Annotated in this window: 16 protein-coding genes; 11 read left to right on the top strand and 5 right to left on the bottom strand. The window is 38.7% G+C overall.

Translation table 11 applies throughout. The features are described from left to right. The first annotated feature begins 212 nt into the window (after nucleotides 1-212). Both CK510_RS01840 and CK510_RS01835 read left to right on the top strand, forming a co-directional pair. Nucleotides 213-1745, top strand: a complete 1533-nt coding sequence (locus CK510_RS01840) for a SagB/ThcOx family dehydrogenase (protein ID WP_095720061.1) — start codon at nucleotides 213-215, stop codon at nucleotides 1743-1745. Nucleotides 1746-2002: 257 nt separating this feature from the next. Next, complete coding sequence (locus CK510_RS01835; RefSeq protein ID WP_095720060.1) at nucleotides 2003-2668, top strand: ribonuclease T2 family protein; 666 nt, start codon at nucleotides 2003-2005, stop codon at nucleotides 2666-2668. Nucleotides 2669-2741: 73 nt separating this feature from the next. Here the strand turns inward: CK510_RS01835 and sppA are convergent, their stop codons facing one another. Both sppA and fni read right to left on the bottom strand, forming a co-directional pair. Continuing rightward, on the bottom strand, nucleotides 2742-4574 hold the full coding sequence (gene sppA / locus CK510_RS01830) for a signal peptide peptidase SppA (RefSeq protein ID WP_095720059.1): 1833 nt from the start codon (nucleotides 4572-4574) through the stop codon (nucleotides 2742-2744). Between the two features lie 107 nt (nucleotides 4575-4681). Beyond that, on the bottom strand, nucleotides 4682-5728 hold the full coding sequence (fni, locus tag CK510_RS01825; RefSeq protein WP_095720058.1) for a type 2 isopentenyl-diphosphate Delta-isomerase: 1047 nt from the start codon (nucleotides 5726-5728) through the stop codon (nucleotides 4682-4684). Nucleotides 5729-5964: 236 nt separating this feature from the next. Here fni and CK510_RS01820 point away from each other — a divergent pair, with 236 nt between their 5' ends. From CK510_RS01820 to CK510_RS01815, 3 genes are all read left to right on the top strand, one after another. Then, a complete protein-coding gene (locus CK510_RS01820) occupies nucleotides 5965-6516 on the top strand; it encodes a Uma2 family endonuclease (protein WP_095720057.1) in 552 nt (183 codons plus the stop codon). Between the two features lie 491 nt (nucleotides 6517-7007). Continuing rightward, nucleotides 7008-7142 (top strand): hypothetical protein, encoded by a 135-nt coding sequence (locus CK510_RS33840; RefSeq protein ID WP_281256974.1) that lies wholly within the window; start codon nucleotides 7008-7010, stop codon nucleotides 7140-7142. Continuing rightward, a complete protein-coding gene (locus CK510_RS01815; RefSeq protein ID WP_095720056.1) occupies nucleotides 7129-8823 on the top strand; it encodes a DUF262 domain-containing protein in 1695 nt (564 codons plus the stop codon). Before CK510_RS33840 ends, CK510_RS01815 begins: the two co-directional genes overlap by 14 nt. A gap of 184 nt (nucleotides 8824-9007) precedes the next feature. Here the strand turns inward: CK510_RS01815 and trmFO are convergent, their stop codons facing one another. Next, entirely contained in the window at nucleotides 9008-10342 is a 1335-nt protein-coding gene (trmFO, locus tag CK510_RS01810) for an FADH(2)-oxidizing methylenetetrahydrofolate--tRNA-(uracil(54)-C(5))-methyltransferase TrmFO (protein ID WP_095720055.1), read from the bottom strand. A 181-nt stretch (nucleotides 10343-10523) separates the two neighbouring features. Here trmFO and CK510_RS33200 point away from each other — a divergent pair, with 181 nt between their 5' ends. After that, complete coding sequence (locus CK510_RS33200; RefSeq protein WP_245911804.1) at nucleotides 10524-10808, top strand: class I SAM-dependent methyltransferase; 285 nt, start codon at nucleotides 10524-10526, stop codon at nucleotides 10806-10808. A gap of 396 nt (nucleotides 10809-11204) precedes the next feature. Next, on the top strand, nucleotides 11205-11531 hold the full coding sequence (locus CK510_RS01800; protein ID WP_095720054.1) for a helix-turn-helix domain-containing protein: 327 nt from the start codon (nucleotides 11205-11207) through the stop codon (nucleotides 11529-11531). A gap of 24 nt (nucleotides 11532-11555) precedes the next feature. Here the strand turns inward: CK510_RS01800 and CK510_RS01795 are convergent, their stop codons facing one another. Both CK510_RS01795 and ruvC read right to left on the bottom strand, forming a co-directional pair. Continuing rightward, complete coding sequence (locus tag CK510_RS01795; RefSeq protein ID WP_095720062.1) at nucleotides 11556-11747, bottom strand: DUF433 domain-containing protein; 192 nt, start codon at nucleotides 11745-11747, stop codon at nucleotides 11556-11558. A gap of 226 nt (nucleotides 11748-11973) precedes the next feature. After that, nucleotides 11974-12465, bottom strand: a complete 492-nt coding sequence (gene ruvC, locus CK510_RS01790) for a crossover junction endodeoxyribonuclease RuvC (protein ID WP_095720053.1) — start codon at nucleotides 12463-12465, stop codon at nucleotides 11974-11976. Between the two features lie 183 nt (nucleotides 12466-12648). On the opposite strand from ruvC, the gene CK510_RS01785 reads away from it, so the two are divergent. From CK510_RS01785 to CK510_RS01770, 4 genes are all read left to right on the top strand, one after another. Beyond that, on the top strand, nucleotides 12649-14010 hold the full coding sequence (locus CK510_RS01785; protein WP_095720052.1) for a gluconeogenesis factor YvcK family protein: 1362 nt from the start codon (nucleotides 12649-12651) through the stop codon (nucleotides 14008-14010). A gap of 601 nt (nucleotides 14011-14611) precedes the next feature. Further along, the gene (locus CK510_RS01780) at nucleotides 14612-14941 is read left to right on the top strand and encodes a hypothetical protein (protein ID WP_095720051.1); all 330 of its coding nucleotides are present in this window, start codon (nucleotides 14612-14614) and stop codon (nucleotides 14939-14941) included. A gap of 36 nt (nucleotides 14942-14977) precedes the next feature. Beyond that, nucleotides 14978-17059, top strand: coding sequence for a dynamin family protein (locus CK510_RS01775; protein WP_095720050.1), 2082 nt, complete (start codon nucleotides 14978-14980; stop codon nucleotides 17057-17059). A gap of 124 nt (nucleotides 17060-17183) precedes the next feature. Next, nucleotides 17184-19457 carry a dynamin family protein gene (locus tag CK510_RS01770; protein ID WP_095720049.1) on the top strand — a complete coding sequence of 758 codons (2274 nt, stop codon included), beginning with the start codon at nucleotides 17184-17186 and terminating at the stop codon, nucleotides 19455-19457. The last annotated feature ends 58 nt before the right edge of the window (nucleotides 19458-19515 follow it).

The raw sequence follows: 19515 nt of genomic DNA, 5'->3' as shown, positions 1-19515 counted from the left end.
ATTGATAATTATATAATTGGGATATTTTATTTTCTGGAAGTCCCTAAATCAATCAAGGTAAATCAATTAGGGCAAACGGTTGTTTGCCCCTAAAGTATTGTCGGGAACTCCTGACTCCTCATTTATGTAGATTCGATAGATTGTACTGATAATGACGAAATCTTGAGCCATAAGAATGCCAAGATATTTAGCAGAAGCGTATTTAACCACTTATGCCAGAGCTACGCAATTCCATATCTCATCACTACCACGAACGAACAAAGTACGATCCAGATACCATAACTTCCAAAAGCCAGGGTTTGGATTGGTCAAAACAGCCAGTACCATTTAAGGAATATAAAATTGGTTCAACAATTGACCTAAAGCCGTACATTCAAGAAACACCAGAAAAATTTACCGATAATCCCGACACTGCATGGTGGCGTAGACTATCGCGGTTGCTATTCTGTAGCTATGGATTAACCGCGAGAATGCCCTCAATGGGAAGCGCAGTCTATTTAAGGTCATCCCCAAGTGCCGGAGGGTTGTATCCAGCAGAATTATATGTGATTTCGCGGGGTACACCGTTATTACCTGCGGGGTTGTATAACTATCAATGTCGTACCCATTCGCTGATGCGTTTTTGGGAAAACGATGTGTGGAAAAGTTTGCAGGATGCTTGTTTTTGGCATTCGGCATTAGAAAACACCCAAATTGCCATCGTTGTCACTGCGGTATTTTACCGTTCGGCTTGGCGATATGAAGATAGAGCTTATCGGCGGATTTTTCTTGATGCAGGTCATTTACTGGGTAATCTCGAACTTGCAGCTTCAATTACAGACTTTCGTCCCCATCTAATTGGTGGCTTTGTGGATGAAGCTGTGAACGAAATGCTTTATATCGATTCTCAACAAGAAGGTGCGATCGCGGTTCTAGCTCTCGCTGATATGCTGGATACTAAGCAGAATTTACCAAGGGGACGCACGGCTTTACCTTCTGCAACAGAAACTCAGTACCCCCAACTTCCTGATGGCGAACTTCTGGCATATTTCCACCGGATGACGCAAATTCAATCTGGAACTACAGGTAAATTGAATTTGCCAGAAATCCAGCAAGAAATATCCATCGAAGATAAATATAACTTTCCTTTCTGTCAAAAAATCTCCACCCTCACAACCCAAATTGACTGGGGAGAAAAGCTTGATAAACTTGAAGTCACAATTCTCAAGCGTCGTTCTACCCGTGCCTATAGTGGCGAGGATTTAACATTAGACGAACTCAAATCATTACTCGATTTTACCTACCAACCCCTGCATTATATTGACCAAGATTTAGATATTTCCCCCGATTACTTTGACCTGAATTTAATACAAACATTTATTGCCACTTCGGGAGTTGAAGGGCTGGAAGCAGGTTGTTATTATTACGCACCCAAGGCGCAAGAATTAAGACAAATTCGGTTTAAAAATTTCCGGCGAGAATTACATTATCTTTGCTTGGGTCAAGACTTAGGGCGTGATGCATCGGCTGTGATTTTTCATACTGCTGATTTACAAGCATCGATTGCCCAGTACGGAGATAGGGTTTATCGCTATCTGCATATGGATGCCGGACATTTAGGACAACGAATCAATTTAGCTGCAACTCGGCTGAATATTGGTGTTAGCGGTATTGGTGGCTTTTTTGATGACCAAGTAAATGAAGTTTTGGGTATTCCTCAAGATGAAGCGGTTTTGTATATAACGACACTCGGTCGTCCTCGATAAAATCAATCTTTTATCGCAATTCTCAGTACGTAAATATAATCAGATATCCTCTCTACAATAGTGTGGAGAGGTTTTTTTATAACTATGAGATGAGCTATTTTATAGGTGCTTTAGCATAACAAGTAATGAAGAACCATAACTAGGTAACACCAAACTTACTGAAACAAATATTTGGGTAAAAATTAGCGATTTGTGAAATTTTGAGCCATACTCGTAAAGTTTACATAAATCTCATCTCTATACTTAGAGAATTACGTATGTTCGGAAAAGGATTATTGGTGGCTGCGTCTCTGTTGCTAACTGTGGGGGTTTCAAATACAGCCATAGCTCAAAGCAAGGGTACTCCAGGTAAATTTGACTTTTATGTATTAGCGATGTCTTGGTCACCAGACTACTGCGCTAAAAATGGCGATCGCGACCAGCAACAATGCAAAGGTGGTAGAAAACTCAGTTTTGTTTTACACGGGCTTTGGCCTCAGTACCAAAAGGGTTATCCAGCTAGTTGTACTGCGGAAACCATGCCTGAAGCGGTAAAACAACAATTTCCCGACTTATTTCCTAGTCAAAAATTGTACAATCACGAATGGGAAAAACACGGTACTTGTTCTGGACTAACCCCGGTACAATATCTTGGTTTATCGAAACAATTCAAAGATGGGGTGAGTATTCCCGCAGCTTACCAAAAACCTAGTAAACCTTTCCGGGCAACCATTAGTAATCTCAAACAAGAATTTACGAATGCCAATCGAGGATTGACAGGTGATAGCGTAGCCCCTTATTGTTCCGGTTCCGGAAGGTTTTTGCAGGAAGTGTTTGTTTGTTACACCAAAGATGGAAAACCAGGAGCTTGCAGTGCAGAAATTCTCAAGCGATCGCAGAAAAGTTGTGGTCAACCAGATTTTTTAGTTAGAAGCGTTAGATAATTCGCGTATTCCCAGATTCCCGACGATTCCCGACTTCTTAGAGAAGTCGGGAATCTAATAAAAGAAAATAAAACTACTCAACTTTTAAATTAAATGGTAGACGTGCGTAAATATCTAATGGATCGTTGAGGTTTTGCAAAACACTGATTTCCTTTTGTAACTTCAGAAATTCTGTGGAAAGGGGATGATTTTGTTGTTTTGTGACTTTGTTAATACCTAGAGCAGTTTGAGCTTCCTCAACTGTGCGTCCAAAGAAGCGTTCTCCAAAACTGCTGCCCTTAGGATATTCTTGTAACTTCCAATTTCCCCCCAGATTTGCCAAACCAGCAGCATGTTCAATTGCTGCATCTAAACCGCCAATTTCGTCCACCAAGCCGATATCTTTGGCTGCTGTACCCGACCATACACGACCTTGGGCGATTTCGGCAACCTTGTCTTGGGGTAATTTACGTCCTTGGGCAACTTTATTCAAGAATAAACTATAAATACGGTTGACATTCCGTTGATAAAGTGCTATTTCTTCGGGTGATTTAGGACGGGAAACGGTTTGATTGTCAGCGTATTTACCAGTTTTGACAGCATCCCAGGTAATACCGTTGTCATTGGCGAGTTTTTGGAAATTTAATAGCAATCCAAATACACCAATGGAACCAGTGATAGTATTTGGTTCGGCAAAAATCCGGTTAGAGTCGGTAGCAATCCAATAACCACCCGATGCAGCAACATCACCCATTGAAACAACAACGGGGACTTTTTCACGGGTTAATTGGATTTCCCGTTGCATCACTTCGGCAGCTGTCGCACTACCACCAGGACTATTTACCCGCAATACAACTGCCTTAATGGTTTTATCTTCACGGATTTTATTAAAGATTTTCGCAAAGCGATCGCCCCCAACTTGTCCATCTTCACCAGTACCGTCAACAATTTCGCCTTCTGCATAAACCACAGCAATTTTATTTTTCGATTCCCGTTCTGTAGATTTATCTGCAACTTCGGCATAATCGGAAATACTAATTTGCTTAAATGTTTTATCTTCCTTGGTTGTATCGGTTAATTTCCTTAAATCGGTAGCAACTTGGTCATAATAAGCAACTTTATCCACCAAACCCTGGGTTTTTGCCTCTGCTGGTTCCAAAAAGGCTTTGCTATCTGCCACGGTTTGTAGCTGCTGCGCGGTTATTTTCCGGCTTTTTCCGACGGTACTTCGCCATTCCCCCCAAACGTCATTTAAAAGGGCTTGGGTTTGCTGACGATTTTCATCGCTGAGTTTGTTGAGTAAGAAGGGTTCCACTGCCCCTTTAAATTTACCAACCCTAATTACTTGTACTCCAACACCATATTTTTGCAATGCACCACTCAAAAACATGGGTTGGGAACTAAAACCGTTAATTTCCATTGCTCCCAAGGGATTAACGACTATTGTATCAGCAACCGAACTCAGGTAATATTCCCGTTCGCCCCATTCCATCCCATAAGCGATGACTTTCTTCCCTGTAGCGCGAAATTCCTCCAGTGCTTGCCGAATTTCTTTGAGTGTGGCAAACCCAGCCACCCCAGTCGATTGGGAAACGCGAGTTGCATCAAGATAAATCCCCACAATTCGCTTATCATTGCGGGCTTTTTCGATTGCGTCTAAAACACTTCGTAGGGACATTTTATCTTGACTAGTTCCAGAAAGGGCTTCTTGAAACATCTGGCTGGAACTGGGTTCGGCATCGGTAATATTCATTGCTAAATCAAAGACGACAACCGATTTGTCTTTAACTTCTGGACCAACTTGTTTAGATGATGCCGCAGCAAATAGCAATAATAAAAGACCTGTGGTTCCAATTCCACAAAATATAGTTAGTCCTAATAAGCTTCCAATTAAGCTGGCAAAAGTTTGTTTAAGAAAGTTAGGCATTTTAGTTATTAGTTATTGGATATGGGATATGGGCATTTATTTTTTGTGGAGATGACAGACACACTACTGGGCTAGTTAGACCACCCACCGGGTCGTCTCTACGTAATTTATAATTCTTTTAAATTGCCCGAAGCTTGAAGTTGTGCCAAAGTTGCATTACCTGTACAAAATAATACTGTACTGATTTCTGCAATTAACACTTCTGTTAAATCGCAAATCGCAGCTTCAGATTCAGCCGCAGCTTGTAAAAACGGCATCGCAAATCCCACTATATCAGCCCCCAATGCGATCGCTTTTGCTGCTTCCAATCCGTCTCGTAATCCCCCCGATGCAATCAATGGTATTTTGGCATCAATAGCCCGAATACTAGTTATACACTCTGCTGTCGGTATTCCCCAATCTGCAAATGTATTACCCAACCGACGCTGCATCGGAGTTTCAGCCCTTTCACTTTCCACCTTCGACCAGGAAGTTCCCCCCGCACCAGCCACATCAATTGCTTTTACCCCTGCTGCAATTAAATTTTGTGCGATCGCGCCTGATATCCCATTCCCGACTTCTTTGACAATCACTGGTATGGATAATTTACTACATAAAATATTTATTTTGTCAATCAATCCTTTAAAATTCTTATCACCTTTTGGTTGAATGCATTCTTGGAGGGGATTGAGGTGCAAAATCAAGGCATCAGCTTCGAGGATATCAATGATTTCCAAGCATTGATCTAAGCCATAATTATAATTTAGTTGTACTGCTCCCACATTAGCAAATAGTAGGGCATCGGGTGCATATTTGCGAATAGCGAAGGTATCTGCAACTTGTTTTTTTTCCACCGCTACCCGTTGCGAACCCACACCCATTGCAATTTTATACTGTTGTGCCACTTCCGCAAGGCGACGATTAATCATTCCTGCCTGTTCTGTTCCCCCAGTCATGGAGGAGATAAGTAATGGTGCATTGAGCTTTTTGCCGAGAAATTCGGTGCTAATATCGATTTCAGTGAAATTAAGTTCTGGTAAACAGGAATGGGTAAAGCGATATTTTTCCAATCCATTGGTAGTTTGACGACACTGAACGTCAGATTCTAAACAAATACGAATATGATCGGCTTTACGCGATTGTGTTGTTGTAGAAATGAGGGAAGGAACATTCACGGTAGGTACAAGTCAAGCTTTGCCTTCCTATTCTCGCAGTTTCAGCTTAAGGTGGCGAGTTTTTGGTTCGCAAAAAATCAATTCTGGGTGATTGATGTAGCTTAGAGAACACCAATAAATAAGGGGCGGGGATACCCAGCCCCTACCAATGATAGGATTGGTAATTATTGGTTGAGATATTTTATTTTCTGTAAGTCTTTATATGGGAATATAAAACAGAAATGGAAGTAAACCTTATGACTATGACGATCGCGAAGTGGACGATCGCAGATTATCACTCAATGATTGAGGCTGGAATTTTGCGATCACGCAAAGTCGAATTACTCAAGGGGGAAATTGTCGAAATGCCACCAGAGGGAGAACACCACGCTTATTGTAGTAGCGAAGCTGGAGATTATTTAGCAAGTTTGTTAGGTGAGCTTGTCAAAATACGTCATGCCAAACCGATAACATTACCCAAAGATTCTGAACCAGAACCAGATATTGCGATCGTTCAACGTTTAGGTAGGGAATATCGCGAACATCATCCTTACCCAGAGAATATTTTCTGGTTGATTGAGTATTCTAATACTAGTCTAGAAAAAGATTTAGAAACGAAAAGCAAAATTTATGCCGAAGCGGGAATCCCAGAATATTGGGTTGTTAACCTGAAAAAATCCCACTTAATTATGTTTAGAGAACCTTTAGATGGAGAATATTCGACAAAACTAACTTTGACTACTGGAAATATTAATCCCCTCACATTTCCAGATATTTCAGTTGCAGTAAATAGAATTATTAATGCTTGAGTATTGTAATTTATAATTGAAAATTAGGTAGGGCTTGCTAAATAAAGCTATAACCTAATCAGAATAAGGCTTGTAATCCTTTTTATTCCCAGCAGGTGCAAGATTATAGTATTTATAAGCTCAAAATCCTTGCATTTAGGTAGAAAATTGTGGGGTAGATTTAGAAACTAACGTCCAAAGCTACCATTTTTTGGTCTGGGTAGCATCTAGATTCGCTTTGTGGAGTTTTTCAGCAAGCCCCTAGGTATACAAGAATTGTGTTATCTCCCCAGGGTAACTAAGCATAAGTGAGCGTTATACATAACTCAAAAATTTTGTAGGTTGGGGAGTCACTGCGTTGCACGGGTACTTCCAGAAGCCTCTTTGCATCTACCCCGTGTTATAGCAAGTGACGTTGTAGGCTTTGCGAAACCCAACATTTCCATGACTTAGCCAACTCGTACATTGAGTTAATTTGACTCTATTAGTCTTAATTGTAATACTTTGATTTTATGAAATTAAAGCTGCTTTTCACTTCATGCAATTTTATCAGTTTGATTGGGAATACTAAAGATGAAGATGCGATCGCTTTATTTTTTGCGATCGCAAAGTATTTTCATAAATGGGGAATGCATGAGTACTATTGAAATTAAGGCAGAACAATATCCTTTAGGTAAAGTATTTAGTAATGATTTTGTCTTTAAAATTCCTTTATACCAGCGTCCTTATGCCTGGGACAAAGAACAAGCGGAAGAACTATTAGATGATTTAATTACAGCTTTGGGAGATACTTCTGGTGATATAGATGATATAAATCCTTATTTTCTGGGTAGCATAGTTCTGATCGAAGAAAAAACAAATTATCAAGTAGTTGATGGTCAGCAAAGATTAACAACACTCACAATATTAATTGCAGCTATTAGACATTTAGCATGTGATGAAATTGCGAATGAATTAACTACATATCTTTATCAAAAAGGAGGTATTTTTGATGGCAAAAAAAGTGTGTATCGTTTAACTTTACGAGATAAAGATAATGAGTTTTTTAAAAAATATATTCAAGAAGGTAATATAAGTTTTCTCAATGAATTGAGTGATAAAACTCTCAATGATAGTTGCCGACATCTAAAAAAGAATGCTTTAGCATTAGTAGAAAAGTTAAAAAGTCTGAGTAAAATGCAACTACAGCGTTTAGGTCAATTTATTATCCAACGTTGTGTTTTAGTAGTGGTTTCGACTCCAGATGCTGATTCTGCATATAGAATTTTCTCTGTGATGAATAATCGAGGTTTGGATTTATCACATGCTGATATTTTCAAAGCAGATATTATTGGTAATATTCCTACTCATGAACAAGAAAAATATACCAAAATATGGGAAGAATTAGAAGAAAAATTAGGAAGAGAAGAATTTAAAAGTCTGTTTGCTTACATGAGGATGATTTGTGGTAAAAGCAAACAGCGTGAAGGCATAATCAAAGAATTTTACAAAGATGTAAATCCAAATCCAAAAAATTTTCCGCAGCAATTTATTCAGAAATATTTAACGCCTTTTGCAAATGCTTTATATGATATTCAAAAGCAAAATTATGAATGCGATCGCTACAATTTTGAAATTAATAGAAGCTTCTACTGGCTACAAAATATAGATAATTCAGATTGGATTCCACCTGCAATTTATTTCTTTTCAAAGGAATACACAAATCCTTTATTATTGATGAAGTTTTTTGCTGACCTCGAAAGGTTAGCTTCTGGTTTAATGATTTTCAGAGCAAATTTTAATGAAAGAATTGAACGTTACAGTGAATTACTAAAAGCTATTGAAGCAGGAGATGATTTATATTTACCTGACTCACCATTGCAACTTAAACAAGAAGAAAAAGAAAACATCCTCAAAATACTTGATGGTAATTTGTATTTGATGAAGAAAATTAGAAAGTACATTTTACTACGTTTAGATTCTACCCTTTCGGAAGGAGAAGCTATTTTCAAATTACCTACAATTACTATCGAACATGTACTTCCTCAAAATCCATCTCTCGATAGTGAGTGGATGCAGAATTTTACCGAACAAGAAAGAGAAAATTATGTTCATCGCTTAGGTAATCTAGTTTTACTTTCAGATTGTAAAAATAGCGAAGCTAAGAACTATGATTTTGCGACTAAAAAGGAAAAATATTTTCTTTCCAAAACGACAGGAACTTGTAGCTTTGCATTAACGAGTCAAGTGTTAATGGAACATGAATGGACACCTGAAATTATTGATAAACACCAGCAAAATTATGTTAGCAAATTAAAAGAAGTTTGGCGTTTAAGGGAACACCAATAAATAAATTCTCCAAAGTTGTAGGGGCAGGGTTTCCCTGCCCTTATGAGTGATATGGTTAGTAAATGTATATTTGGAGATTTTATTTTCTGGAAATCCCTTAGCGGAATATTTGCGTAGACACGAAATGGCTTGTCGTTAGACATCGCTTGGTGTCGATCCTGATAATTTACCTGATTCGTAAAAACTATAAGATGGTTTGCCAACTTGCCAAATCAGCAAAAGAGCGATCGCGATATTTTCCATATCGTTCTGGCTTTCCTTTTATTTTCACTCCCAAGTCGGGTAATATACCAAAATTTGGCGGCATTGGTTGAAAATGTTTAGGTGATGCCGAACTAATAAACTCAAACAAAGCACCCATCATTGTTGTATTCGGCAAAGATACCCCATCTTTCCCCAAAGCTAACCGCGCCGCATTTGTCCCCGCCAACCAACCACCAGCAGAAGCAGCAGTGTATCCTTCCGTACCAATAATTTGACCTGCCGCGAGTACGTGGGGATGTTCCTTAAATTGCAGACTTGTATTCATCAACTGAGGTGCATTAATAAACGTATTCCGATGCATCACACCTAACCGCACAAACTCCGCATTCTCCAACCCCGGAATCATCTGGAAAATTCGTTTTTGCTCACCCCAACGCAGATTTGTTTGAAAACCTACCATATTCCACAACTTTCCAGCCTTATCTTCCTGCCGTAATTGTGCGATCGCATATGCCCATTGTCCCTTACCATCTTCCCGTAATGGTGCATTGGGGGAAACCAAACCAACGGGTTTCAATGGACCAAAACGCATGGTTTCCTCACCCCGCAAAGCTAATTCCTCAATCGGTAAACAAGCTTCAAAAAACTTGACTTTTTCCCGATCGAAATCCTTCAAATCAGCTTGTTCAGCTTTGCAGAGTTCCTCCCGAAACCGCACATATTCATCTTTATTCATCGGACAATTCAAATATGCAGCTTCACCCTTATCGTACCGCGAAGCCATAAAGGCAACATCTCGATTAATCGATTCCCCGACAATAATCGGACTTGCTGCATCGAAGAAACTCAAATATTCCATCCCCGTAAACCGTCGCAAATCCTCCGCTAAAGCCGGACTAGTTAAAGGACCACTGGCTATCACCACAATACCATCAGGAATCGCCGCAAGTTCACCCCGTCGCAATTCAATCAAAGGATGTTGTTCCAGGGTTTTAGTCAAATCCTCGCTAAATACACCGCGATCGACAGCCAAAGCACCCCCGGCAGGTACTTTGTGTTCATCAGCTTTGGCAATCACCACAGAACCCAGTCGTCGTAACTCTTCGTGGAGTAAACCAGTTGCGCGATCGCTCGACATTGCCCCAAAGGAATTACTACAAACCAATTCCGCGAGATGTTCGGTATGGTGCGCTCCTCCGAAGTAATGGGGACGCATTTCATGGAGAATGACGGGAACCCCAGCTTTTGCGATTTGCCAAGCTGCTTCGGTTCCGGCAATTCCACCTCCGATGACGTGAATTGGTTGTTGTGACATTTCGGTTTGGTTATGGATGGTTTGGTGTGTGGGTATGTATATCAGATATCATAGATGATTTGTTGTTGAGGATGGGTGTAGCACTCTTTGCTCTTAATCCTTTTTGTATTTTTATAACTATAAATAATTATTTTACAGGGGATGTGATTGTATTTTCTTTTTTAATTATAACCGTATAAATATGGGCTTACCTAACAATGCAGTGAAAGAACATTTAAATGCATTATTTGGAGAAATACGAGCTAATCAAGTACGCGAAAAATTACAAAATTTGAAGCCTGAAGAAAGAGAACTAACAATTGTAGAAGCTATTTGCGAAGCTTTAAAAGAAATGGGTGGAAAATATGTTTTCTGCATAGCAATGCGTACAACCAGGACTTACTTTAGAGTGTTCCAAGTAAAAAAGTGCCCAATTGTCATGCTGAATGGAGCGAAGCGCAATGAAGCATCTCTGTCTATTACATAGCGACTCAGGATCAACAGTTGGATCATTTATTTCTTGGATTACTCTTAGTGCAACCAGTCGTTGGGTTCCAGGTTTTATCTGTCCACTCAATACCTGTGTGAATACTAGACATACAGCACAATCCCGTTCAAATCAAAAACTTTTAAATTATAGTTTCTACAATCATAAAAATTCTTAGTGTATCTGTACTATAGCAGAACTAGTTAATTTATAGGGGAATTGTGTGTGCCAGTACAATAATGCGATCGCACCTCTCCAACCTCAGCACAGTTCCAGCTATTTTATTGAAACACCTTGTTAGGTAAGCGAATTAAACAAGCGATCGCACCTCTCCAATTACAACAAAAGTTAAGATACCATTGACAAAATATGCCACAACTAGCATATTAGAAGCATATGACTGAAGAAATAAATGTTCAGAAAAGTAGCGGAAATGTATTTACCGATCTAGGTTTAGCTAACCCAGATGAATTACTCCTGAAAGCCGAATTAGTGCGTCAAATTGGTAAAATAATCACCCAACAAAATGTCACTCAAGTTGAAGCCGCACAATTATTAGGAATTGACCAACCTAAAATTTCATCCCTAATGAAAGGTAAACTATCAGGTTTTTCAACAGAACGACTTTTTCGTTTTTTGAATGCTTTGGGTTGCGATGTAGAAATTACGGTGAAGAATAAAAAATCTGATTATGAGGCTAAAACAAAGGTTTGTATTGATTAAAATTGTACTCGCGATCGCACTTCTCTAAACTTCATAAGCAAGCGCTTCGTAAATATCAGCTTCTTCTAAATATGGATATGCTTTAATTATTTCAATCGGAGAATGTCCAGATGCCATTAAACCAACAATTGTACCAACAGTAACGCGCATCCCTCTAATACAGGGTTTACCACCCATAACTTCTGGATTGCGAGTGATTCTAGTAAGGTTTTGCAATGCTACAAAAAATTGCGATCGCACTTAATAAACGGGTAGAAATTTATCTTAGAGTAAGCCACAAAATGAATGATCCTGTGTTGTCATGCTGAGGAACGTTCGCGTAGCGTGTCCCCTTGGGACTCAGCATCTACGCGAGATTCTAGCCTGCGGCAACGCGTTGTATTGTTTACAACCGAGAAACGCCATAGACAACGCGCTGCGGTGGTTTATAACCGTTGGCGGTCTAAAATTGATACCATGCTGTCAAAGCTACAGCTAAACCATCGGCAGCATCATCAGGTTTAGGTATCTCATCTAAATTAAGTTCCCGTGCCACAGCTTCTTGAACTTCAATTTTTTCCGCATTACCATACCCAGTTAAGGCTAGTTTGATTTGAGCAGGTGTAAACTCAACATACGGAAGTTTGTGCTGGGCAAGTACCAACATGATGACACCTCGCGCTTGAGCGATTAATATGGTGTTTGCCATTCGATAAAAAAACAGTTTTTCGATTGCGACTAAATCGGGCTTTATCTCTCCAATTATGGTATGTAAATCATCAAACAACGTACACAATCGCGTTCCCATTTCCTCCTTTGCCGACGTAACGATCGCACCATAATCGAGCATCTGTACTGATGTATCCTGTAAACTGTTTTGGTTCTGCGTACAGCTAATCGCACCAAACCCTAAAATGGCAAATCCTGGATCGATTCCTAAAATACACTTGGACATAGACTTTTATTTATTTGAATTTACCAAGACAGATTAATTATCATTAGTAAGATTAGCAACTTTAATTACCAGCTTTTAGTCTAATCCAATTGGGAAATGTAATAATTCCACACTTGGGGCTTCAAGCTGGTAGTGTACATTTTCTGTTAATCATTGTTTAAACCACTGCTAAAAAATGCTGGTATGTCAATTGGTTTTATCAAACAAGCTCTTAATAGTCTGCAACGGCAGTCTCGTCGTCACACTCCCCATCGCATTAGTCAGTGGTTCAAATGGTTGTCTCCTGGTCTTGCAATCAAGCGCTGGCTAATAATTAGTTTAGGGGGTATGGTGCTTGGTTTTTTGGGACTGGCGATTTGGATTCGACTAACGCCAATTTTCTGGGCAACACTCTTAATTAGAAATTTTCTGGGCAAAATCACCGATACTGTACCGTACTACATTAGCGGTCCTTTTGTGATGGTATTGGGTTTGTTGCTACTCGTTTGGGGACAAACCCGCACTGTCAGTTCAATTACTGAGGTAATTCGTCCCAATGCTGATGAGGAACTCGTTGATGTATTACTGGCACATCGTCGGTTGTACCGAGGACCAAAAATAGTTGTGATTGGTGGAGGAACGGGACTTTCTAACCTGTTGCGGGGTTTGAAGACCTATAGCGCTAATATTACGGCTATTGTCACTGTAGCCGACGATGGCGGGTCTTCTGGAAGGTTACGGCAAGAATTTGGCGTGTTACCACCGGGGGATATTCGTAACTGCTTGGCAGCATTAGCGGATGAGGAAAAATTATTAACGGAATTATTTCAATACCGCTTTAGCGTCGGTGATGGTTTGAGCGGTCATAGTTTTGGTAACTTATTTTTAACTGCCTTAAGTGAAATTACTGGTGATTTGGAACGTGCGGTTGCTGCCAGTTCTAAGGTCTTAGCGATTCGCGGACAGGTTCTACCTGCAACCCTAAGTGATGTGAGACTTTGGGCTAAGTTAGCTGATGGTCGGCGAATTGAGGGGGAGTCGAGTATTTCTAAGGCTGGAGGTAGTATTGTTGACATGGGTTGTACTCCTGCCAATCCCCCAGCTTTACCCGCAGCAATTAAGGCAATCCAGGAAGCGGACTATATTATTATGGGACCGGGAAGCCTTTATACTAGTGTGATTCCTAACTTAATAGTACCGCAAATTGCTGATGCGATCGCAGCAACAGATGCTCCTCGTATTTATATTTGCAATATCATGACACAACCGGGGGAAACTGAGGGATACTCGGTAGCGGAACATATTCAAGCGATAGATAAAGTATGTGGTAGAGCTTTATTTAATGCGGTGTTAGTTCATAAAACATCACCTTCTGCTCGTGCGTTAATTCGCTATTCTCAAAGTAATTCCCATCCAGTTTTTTTAGATCGAGAAGATGTAACAAAGCTGGGAAGACGAATTGTTTTGGCAAATGTCATGCATGAGGATGAAGATGGATGCGTGAAGCATGACTCTGAAAAGCTAGCAAAGGTGTTAGTTCGTTGGTATACAGGGGCTAAGGTTTAGAGACTCTTAATGGCTAGTTTCAGTTTAAGATACAGGTAATTATTCCGAGATAAAAACAGTTTTTTGTGACTATTTAACCTCGTCCATTTTGGAACCTGGAGTTTTTGATTATTCTGTTCCGTCATTACGACGTAGGTAGCCGCGTTAGCGTCTACCTTCGGAAGTCACTTCGTGCCTACCCGCAGGGTAGCAATCTCAAAATCTTTACGAAAAACTACAGTTCTCAAGTTAGACGAGGTTTTACTGTGGTTGTCATAATATCCCTGACTTCTTTAAAGAGGTTGGGGATATTAGTTCGTAGTTTTTCTGATGTCAGATAGGATTACTATAGAATTTTTGTAAGATTTCCGGAATACTAACCTAATTTTTGGTATTCATCTTTGATTATCTTAAATTCAGAGGTATAGTGGGGTCGATTTGAAGCAGTATTTGCACTGATGCAAGATTTTTTGCTGATACGTTATTTTACATGTAATTGATGTTTGGTTTTAAGGTTTGGTTTTAAGGTTTGGTTTTAAGGTTTGAACTTAAGATTTACATTTAAAATTGGGATGAGTATGACTATTTCATTATCATATTATCTTTCATTGGGGGTAAGGAGATGAAGTCACCAGAGGAACGCGAACAAGAGTTACAACGTCTTGAAAGGGAACTTCGGCAAAAAGAAACTGAGTTGAGATTGCGAGAATTAGATGCAGAAGTCAATCAAGATTCAATTAAGTTATACAAAACCACAAAAGTAAAAGACCAGGTAAAAAATCAAGAGAAAGGGCAATTGTGGAAAGGGAAAGCAGTTCTCGGTCTGAAGTTATTTGGACTTGGAGTTGTCGCGTTAATTGCAGTTAGAGTTGCGTCAGTTTTTGCGAATGTCTTCATCGTTGGAGCTTTAGCTTTTGCTGGTTATAAACTATTTCTCGAAAAGAAAAAGTAATTATTTTAAGTAATATCTAAATTAGGAATTAAGTGCATGACAAGTAAATTTGAAACTGATACTTTTATCAATGATTTGGAGCGTGTTGTTCAAGTCCGTGCTGAAGTTGCTGTATCGCTAAATAAAATTGCTGATAGTATTAATGATGCAGAAATAATTGGTGAGAACAATTCGGGTAAACTCAGTTTAGAACGCGACATTGAAGATATGCGCGTCGCTAGTAAAAACCTCCGTAGTGGAGTATTCCGCTTGATGGTTTTGGGTGATATGAAGCGAGGTAAAAGTACGTTTTTAAATGCTTTGATTGGGGAGAAAATTTTACCTAGCGATGTCAATCCTTGTACTGCACTTTTAACGATATTGCGCTACGGTTCACAGAAGAAAGTTACAGTATATTTTAACGATGATAAACCACCACAAGATATGGGGTTTGATGAATTTAAACATAAATATACCATTGACCCTACGGAAGCAAAAAGGTTAGAGCAAGATAATAAACAAGCATTTCCTAATGTTAGTCATGCAATAGTTGAATATCCTTTGCCTTTACTAGAAAAAGGGATTGAAATTATTGATAGTCCTGGTTTAAATGATACGGAAGCTCGGAATGAATTATCACTAGGTTATATTAATAATTGTCATGCGATTTTATTTGTCTTACGTGCTTCCCAACCCTGTACATTAGGTGAAAGAAGATATTTAGAAAACTATATCAAAGGTCGTGGTTTATCGGTATTCTTTTTAGTTAATGCTTGGGATCAAGTTAAAGAAGCATTAATCGATCCTGATGATGAAGAGGAACTACGGGAATCTGAAGGACGTTTGCGGCAAGTATTCCAAGCAAATCTGGCAGAATACTGTCTTGTTGATGGTCAAGATATATACAAAGAACGAGTATTTGAACTTTCGTCCATTCAAGCACTTCGCAAACGCTTAAAAAATCCCCAAGCAGACTTAGAGGGAACAGGTTTCCCCGAATTTATGGCTGCATTGAACATTTTTCTGACTAGAGAGCGTGCAGTAGCGGAATTACGGCAAGTACGAACCTTAGCACGTCAAGTAGGAACCAATACCCATGAAGCGATTGAAAGACGCATACCTCTGTTAGAAAAGGGAGTGGAGGAATTGCGATCGCGTATCAGTTCAGTGGAACCTGAATTTAATCAACTTACCACTATTCGCGACCAATTCAAAACTGAAATTCTGCAAACACGGGATAATCAAGCACATAAAATATCTGATTCTTTCCGCAATTATGTATTGAAGCTGGATGACACTTTTGAAACAGATTTTCTTCGCTATCAACCGGAGTTAAATGTATTTGATTTTCTTAGTAGTGGAAAACGTGAAGCATTTAATACGGCACTTCAAAAAGCATTTGAACAATACATTGGTGATAAGTTTGCAGCTTGGAGTTTGACAGCAGAAAAGGATATTAATACTGCATTTGCACAACTTTCAAAAAGTGCTGCAAAATATGGTCAATCATATAATCAAATTACTAATCAAATCACCGAAAAATTAACGGATGAAAAAGTTCGACTTCATCCGAATGTATCTGCTGAAGAAGATAATGCACCTAGTTGGGCAAAATGGGCAATGGGTTTGTTGTCTTTATCTAGGGGAAATCTGGCAGGTTTTGCAATGGCAGGAGCAGGTTTTGATTGGAAGAATATCTTATTAAATTACTTTACTGTGCTGGGAGTTGGTGGTTTAATTTCGGCAGTTACGGGTATTTTTCTTGGTCCAATTGGATTTGCTTTGCTGGGTTTAGGTGTGGGAATATTACAAGCTGATCAAGCAAGGAAGGAGTTAGTTAAAACCGCTAGGAAAGAGTTAGTTAAATATCTTCCAAAGGTTGCCAATGAGCAATCTAAAACTGTTTACGATGCTGTCAAAGAGTGTTTTGATGCTTATGAGCGGGAAGTTAGTGTCAGAATTAATGACGACATTCAATCGCGTAAATCAGAATTAGATAATTTGTTGAAGCAAAAGGAAAGTCGTGAAGTTAATCGGGAAGCTGAATTAAAGCGTTTAAGGAAGTTAGAGGAAGATGTTTTTGGTCAGTTGCAGACAATTGAATCTGCTTACAATAACTTATTAAGTTATTACAGTTAATAAACGAAGTATTCCACCTATCATATCTCTGGCTTCCTACCATCATACATATACATATCCCTGACTAGAAGTCAGGGATATAATAAAATAAATAAATAAAATACAAATATGAAAATTAGGGAAAATGGAACAATCTAAAAATTATCAGAAACTTATAGAAGCACTAAAAAATACATCTAAATCGCTAAGTTTAAATATAAAATCGCAATTAAATAAAGATATTTTAGCAATCTGTAACTATCTAAATAATCCGAACTTTCGGATTGCGGTATTTGGTCCTTTTAATCATGGCAAATCCACTTTGTTAAATGCTATGTTGGGAAGTAAAACTTTACCGATTGACTTAATTCCCACAACTGGAGCGGCAATTACTGTTAAATATGGCAGCGATATTAGAACAAGAATTATACTTGCTGATGGCAGTGAAATATATCGTAGTGGCACTGATATTTTAAAGCAATTTGCAATTTTAGATAATGATAGAAGGATGCGAGGTGATGTTGCTTCTGTGGAAGTATTTTATCCCCACTCATTTTTAGAAACCGGAATTGAATTTCTCGATTTACCGGGAACCAATGATAGAGAAGCTCAGGATAATTTAGTCAGAGAGCAATTATTAAGTGCTGATTTAGTTGTACAATTACTCGATGCACGCAAGTTAATGACATTAGGTGAACGGGAAAATTTGCGTGATTGGTTATTAGATAGAGGGATTAAAACAGTTATTTTTGTTGCTAATTTTTTGAATTTATTAGAACCAGAAGAACAAAAAGAAGTTCAAAATAGATTACGGTTTGTAGCTGAAAGTTTTCGTGCTGAATTACCCCCTGGTTTTAGTAATTTATATCGAGTTGATGCATTACCTGCTCTGCGTGCAAGACTTAAAGGTGATGTTTCAGCAGCAAATACAAGTGGTTTAGTTGAGTTTGAAACTGCATTACAAAATATCGCGGGAATTTTAAAACAAAATAATCAAGTAGTAAGTAAACCAAGAGTTCAAGCTGTTGCTTTCAAACTTCAATTGGAATTAAAAGAGAAAATTAACCCGATTCAACATCAAGTTCAAAAAATCAATGAGAAAAGTAATGCTGCAAACGAGATAAAAAGAAAAGCTGAAGGATTAATTAAACAAGGTTTTACTGCTAGCACAACGAAATTACGCGAATGGTTAGCTTTGTCAAAATTGCGGGAAAAATATCAAGGTGATGGTGCGATCGCACTTGCACAGGATAATTTTTCTAGTTGGGAAAGGGAAACTTTAAAGAAGGATTTACAGGAATTGCAGCAAGCTGTTACGAAATGGTTGTATCAAGCTGATGATTTTTTCCAGAATGAAAGACCAAATGATTTGCTAATACCCTTCCCTAAGCATCCACAAGTTACCTTACCTGATAAAAATGGTAATTCTGGCGATTTGAATGAAACAGGTTCCCTTGCGGTTGGTGGTGGCATTGGTTGGCTTTTAGGTGGTCCTGTTGGTGCGGCAGTTTTAGGTAGTATTAGTTATTTAGTGAATAAAAATATACAACAACAAGATGAAAAATCATCCAATGAATCCTATCATCAGCAGGTTGCAAAATTGTGTCTCGATGCGGTTGATGGGTATTTAAGCGAGTTTAGTCGTCAAGGATTATTGATTTTAGCAGAGTGCGATCGCAGTTCGGAAAGGGTGATTAAGTTTGTCGAAAGTAAGGAATCATCGGACATTATTCTGCTTCGAGAAGAGTTACGATGCTGGCAAGTTTGTTTAAGTGAATTAAATCAAGCTTTAGTAAATTGTTTGGGAATTGATATACACAGTGATTTTCATGTGGAAACAGTAGCAGGACAAAAAACTAGTAATTATCAATCTGTTTATCGTTCTCAAGGGGTAGGAATAAGGGAAGATGTGGGAACTAGGAAAGTTGAAAGTAAGAAAGTAGAAGAATTAAAACCTGAAAATAAGATTCCAAAGCAACAACAAACAAGTAATTACTCTACATCTAATTTTTCTAATTCTAATGCAACTTCTACAAAATCTTCATACCAAAAATACCATCCAAAACAACATTTACCTGAACTAGATGGGAAGTTTCGGAATTGGGAAATTGATGAGGAAATTGCACAAATGAAAGCTAATATGGGTTCTTCTGGGAATAGAACTCAACAACAGCAATCAAATCAAGTTAAGAATCAATCGAAAACGCAAATCGAAAAAGATAAGATTGCTTGTGGGTATGTGGTATTGGGGTTAAAAGATGGTGCGACGATGGATGAGGTTAAACAAGCTTATAAAAAGTTAGTAAAAAAATGGCATCCTGATTTGTTTGTTGGTAAAGCACAACAGTTACAGGAAGCACAGGAGAAAATGCGTCAAATAAATGAAGCGTATGCTTTGTTGGGTGAATTGAATAAATGATTTTTATCGCGCGGAGACGCAGAGGCGCGGAGAGAATATAATATGGAGAATATATAAA

Source organism: Brunnivagina elsteri CCALA 953 (assembly GCF_002289455.1).
Classification (GTDB): domain Bacteria; phylum Cyanobacteriota; class Cyanobacteriia; order Cyanobacteriales; family Nostocaceae; genus Brunnivagina; species Brunnivagina elsteri.
This window is presented reverse-complemented; position numbering and strand designations above follow the sequence as displayed.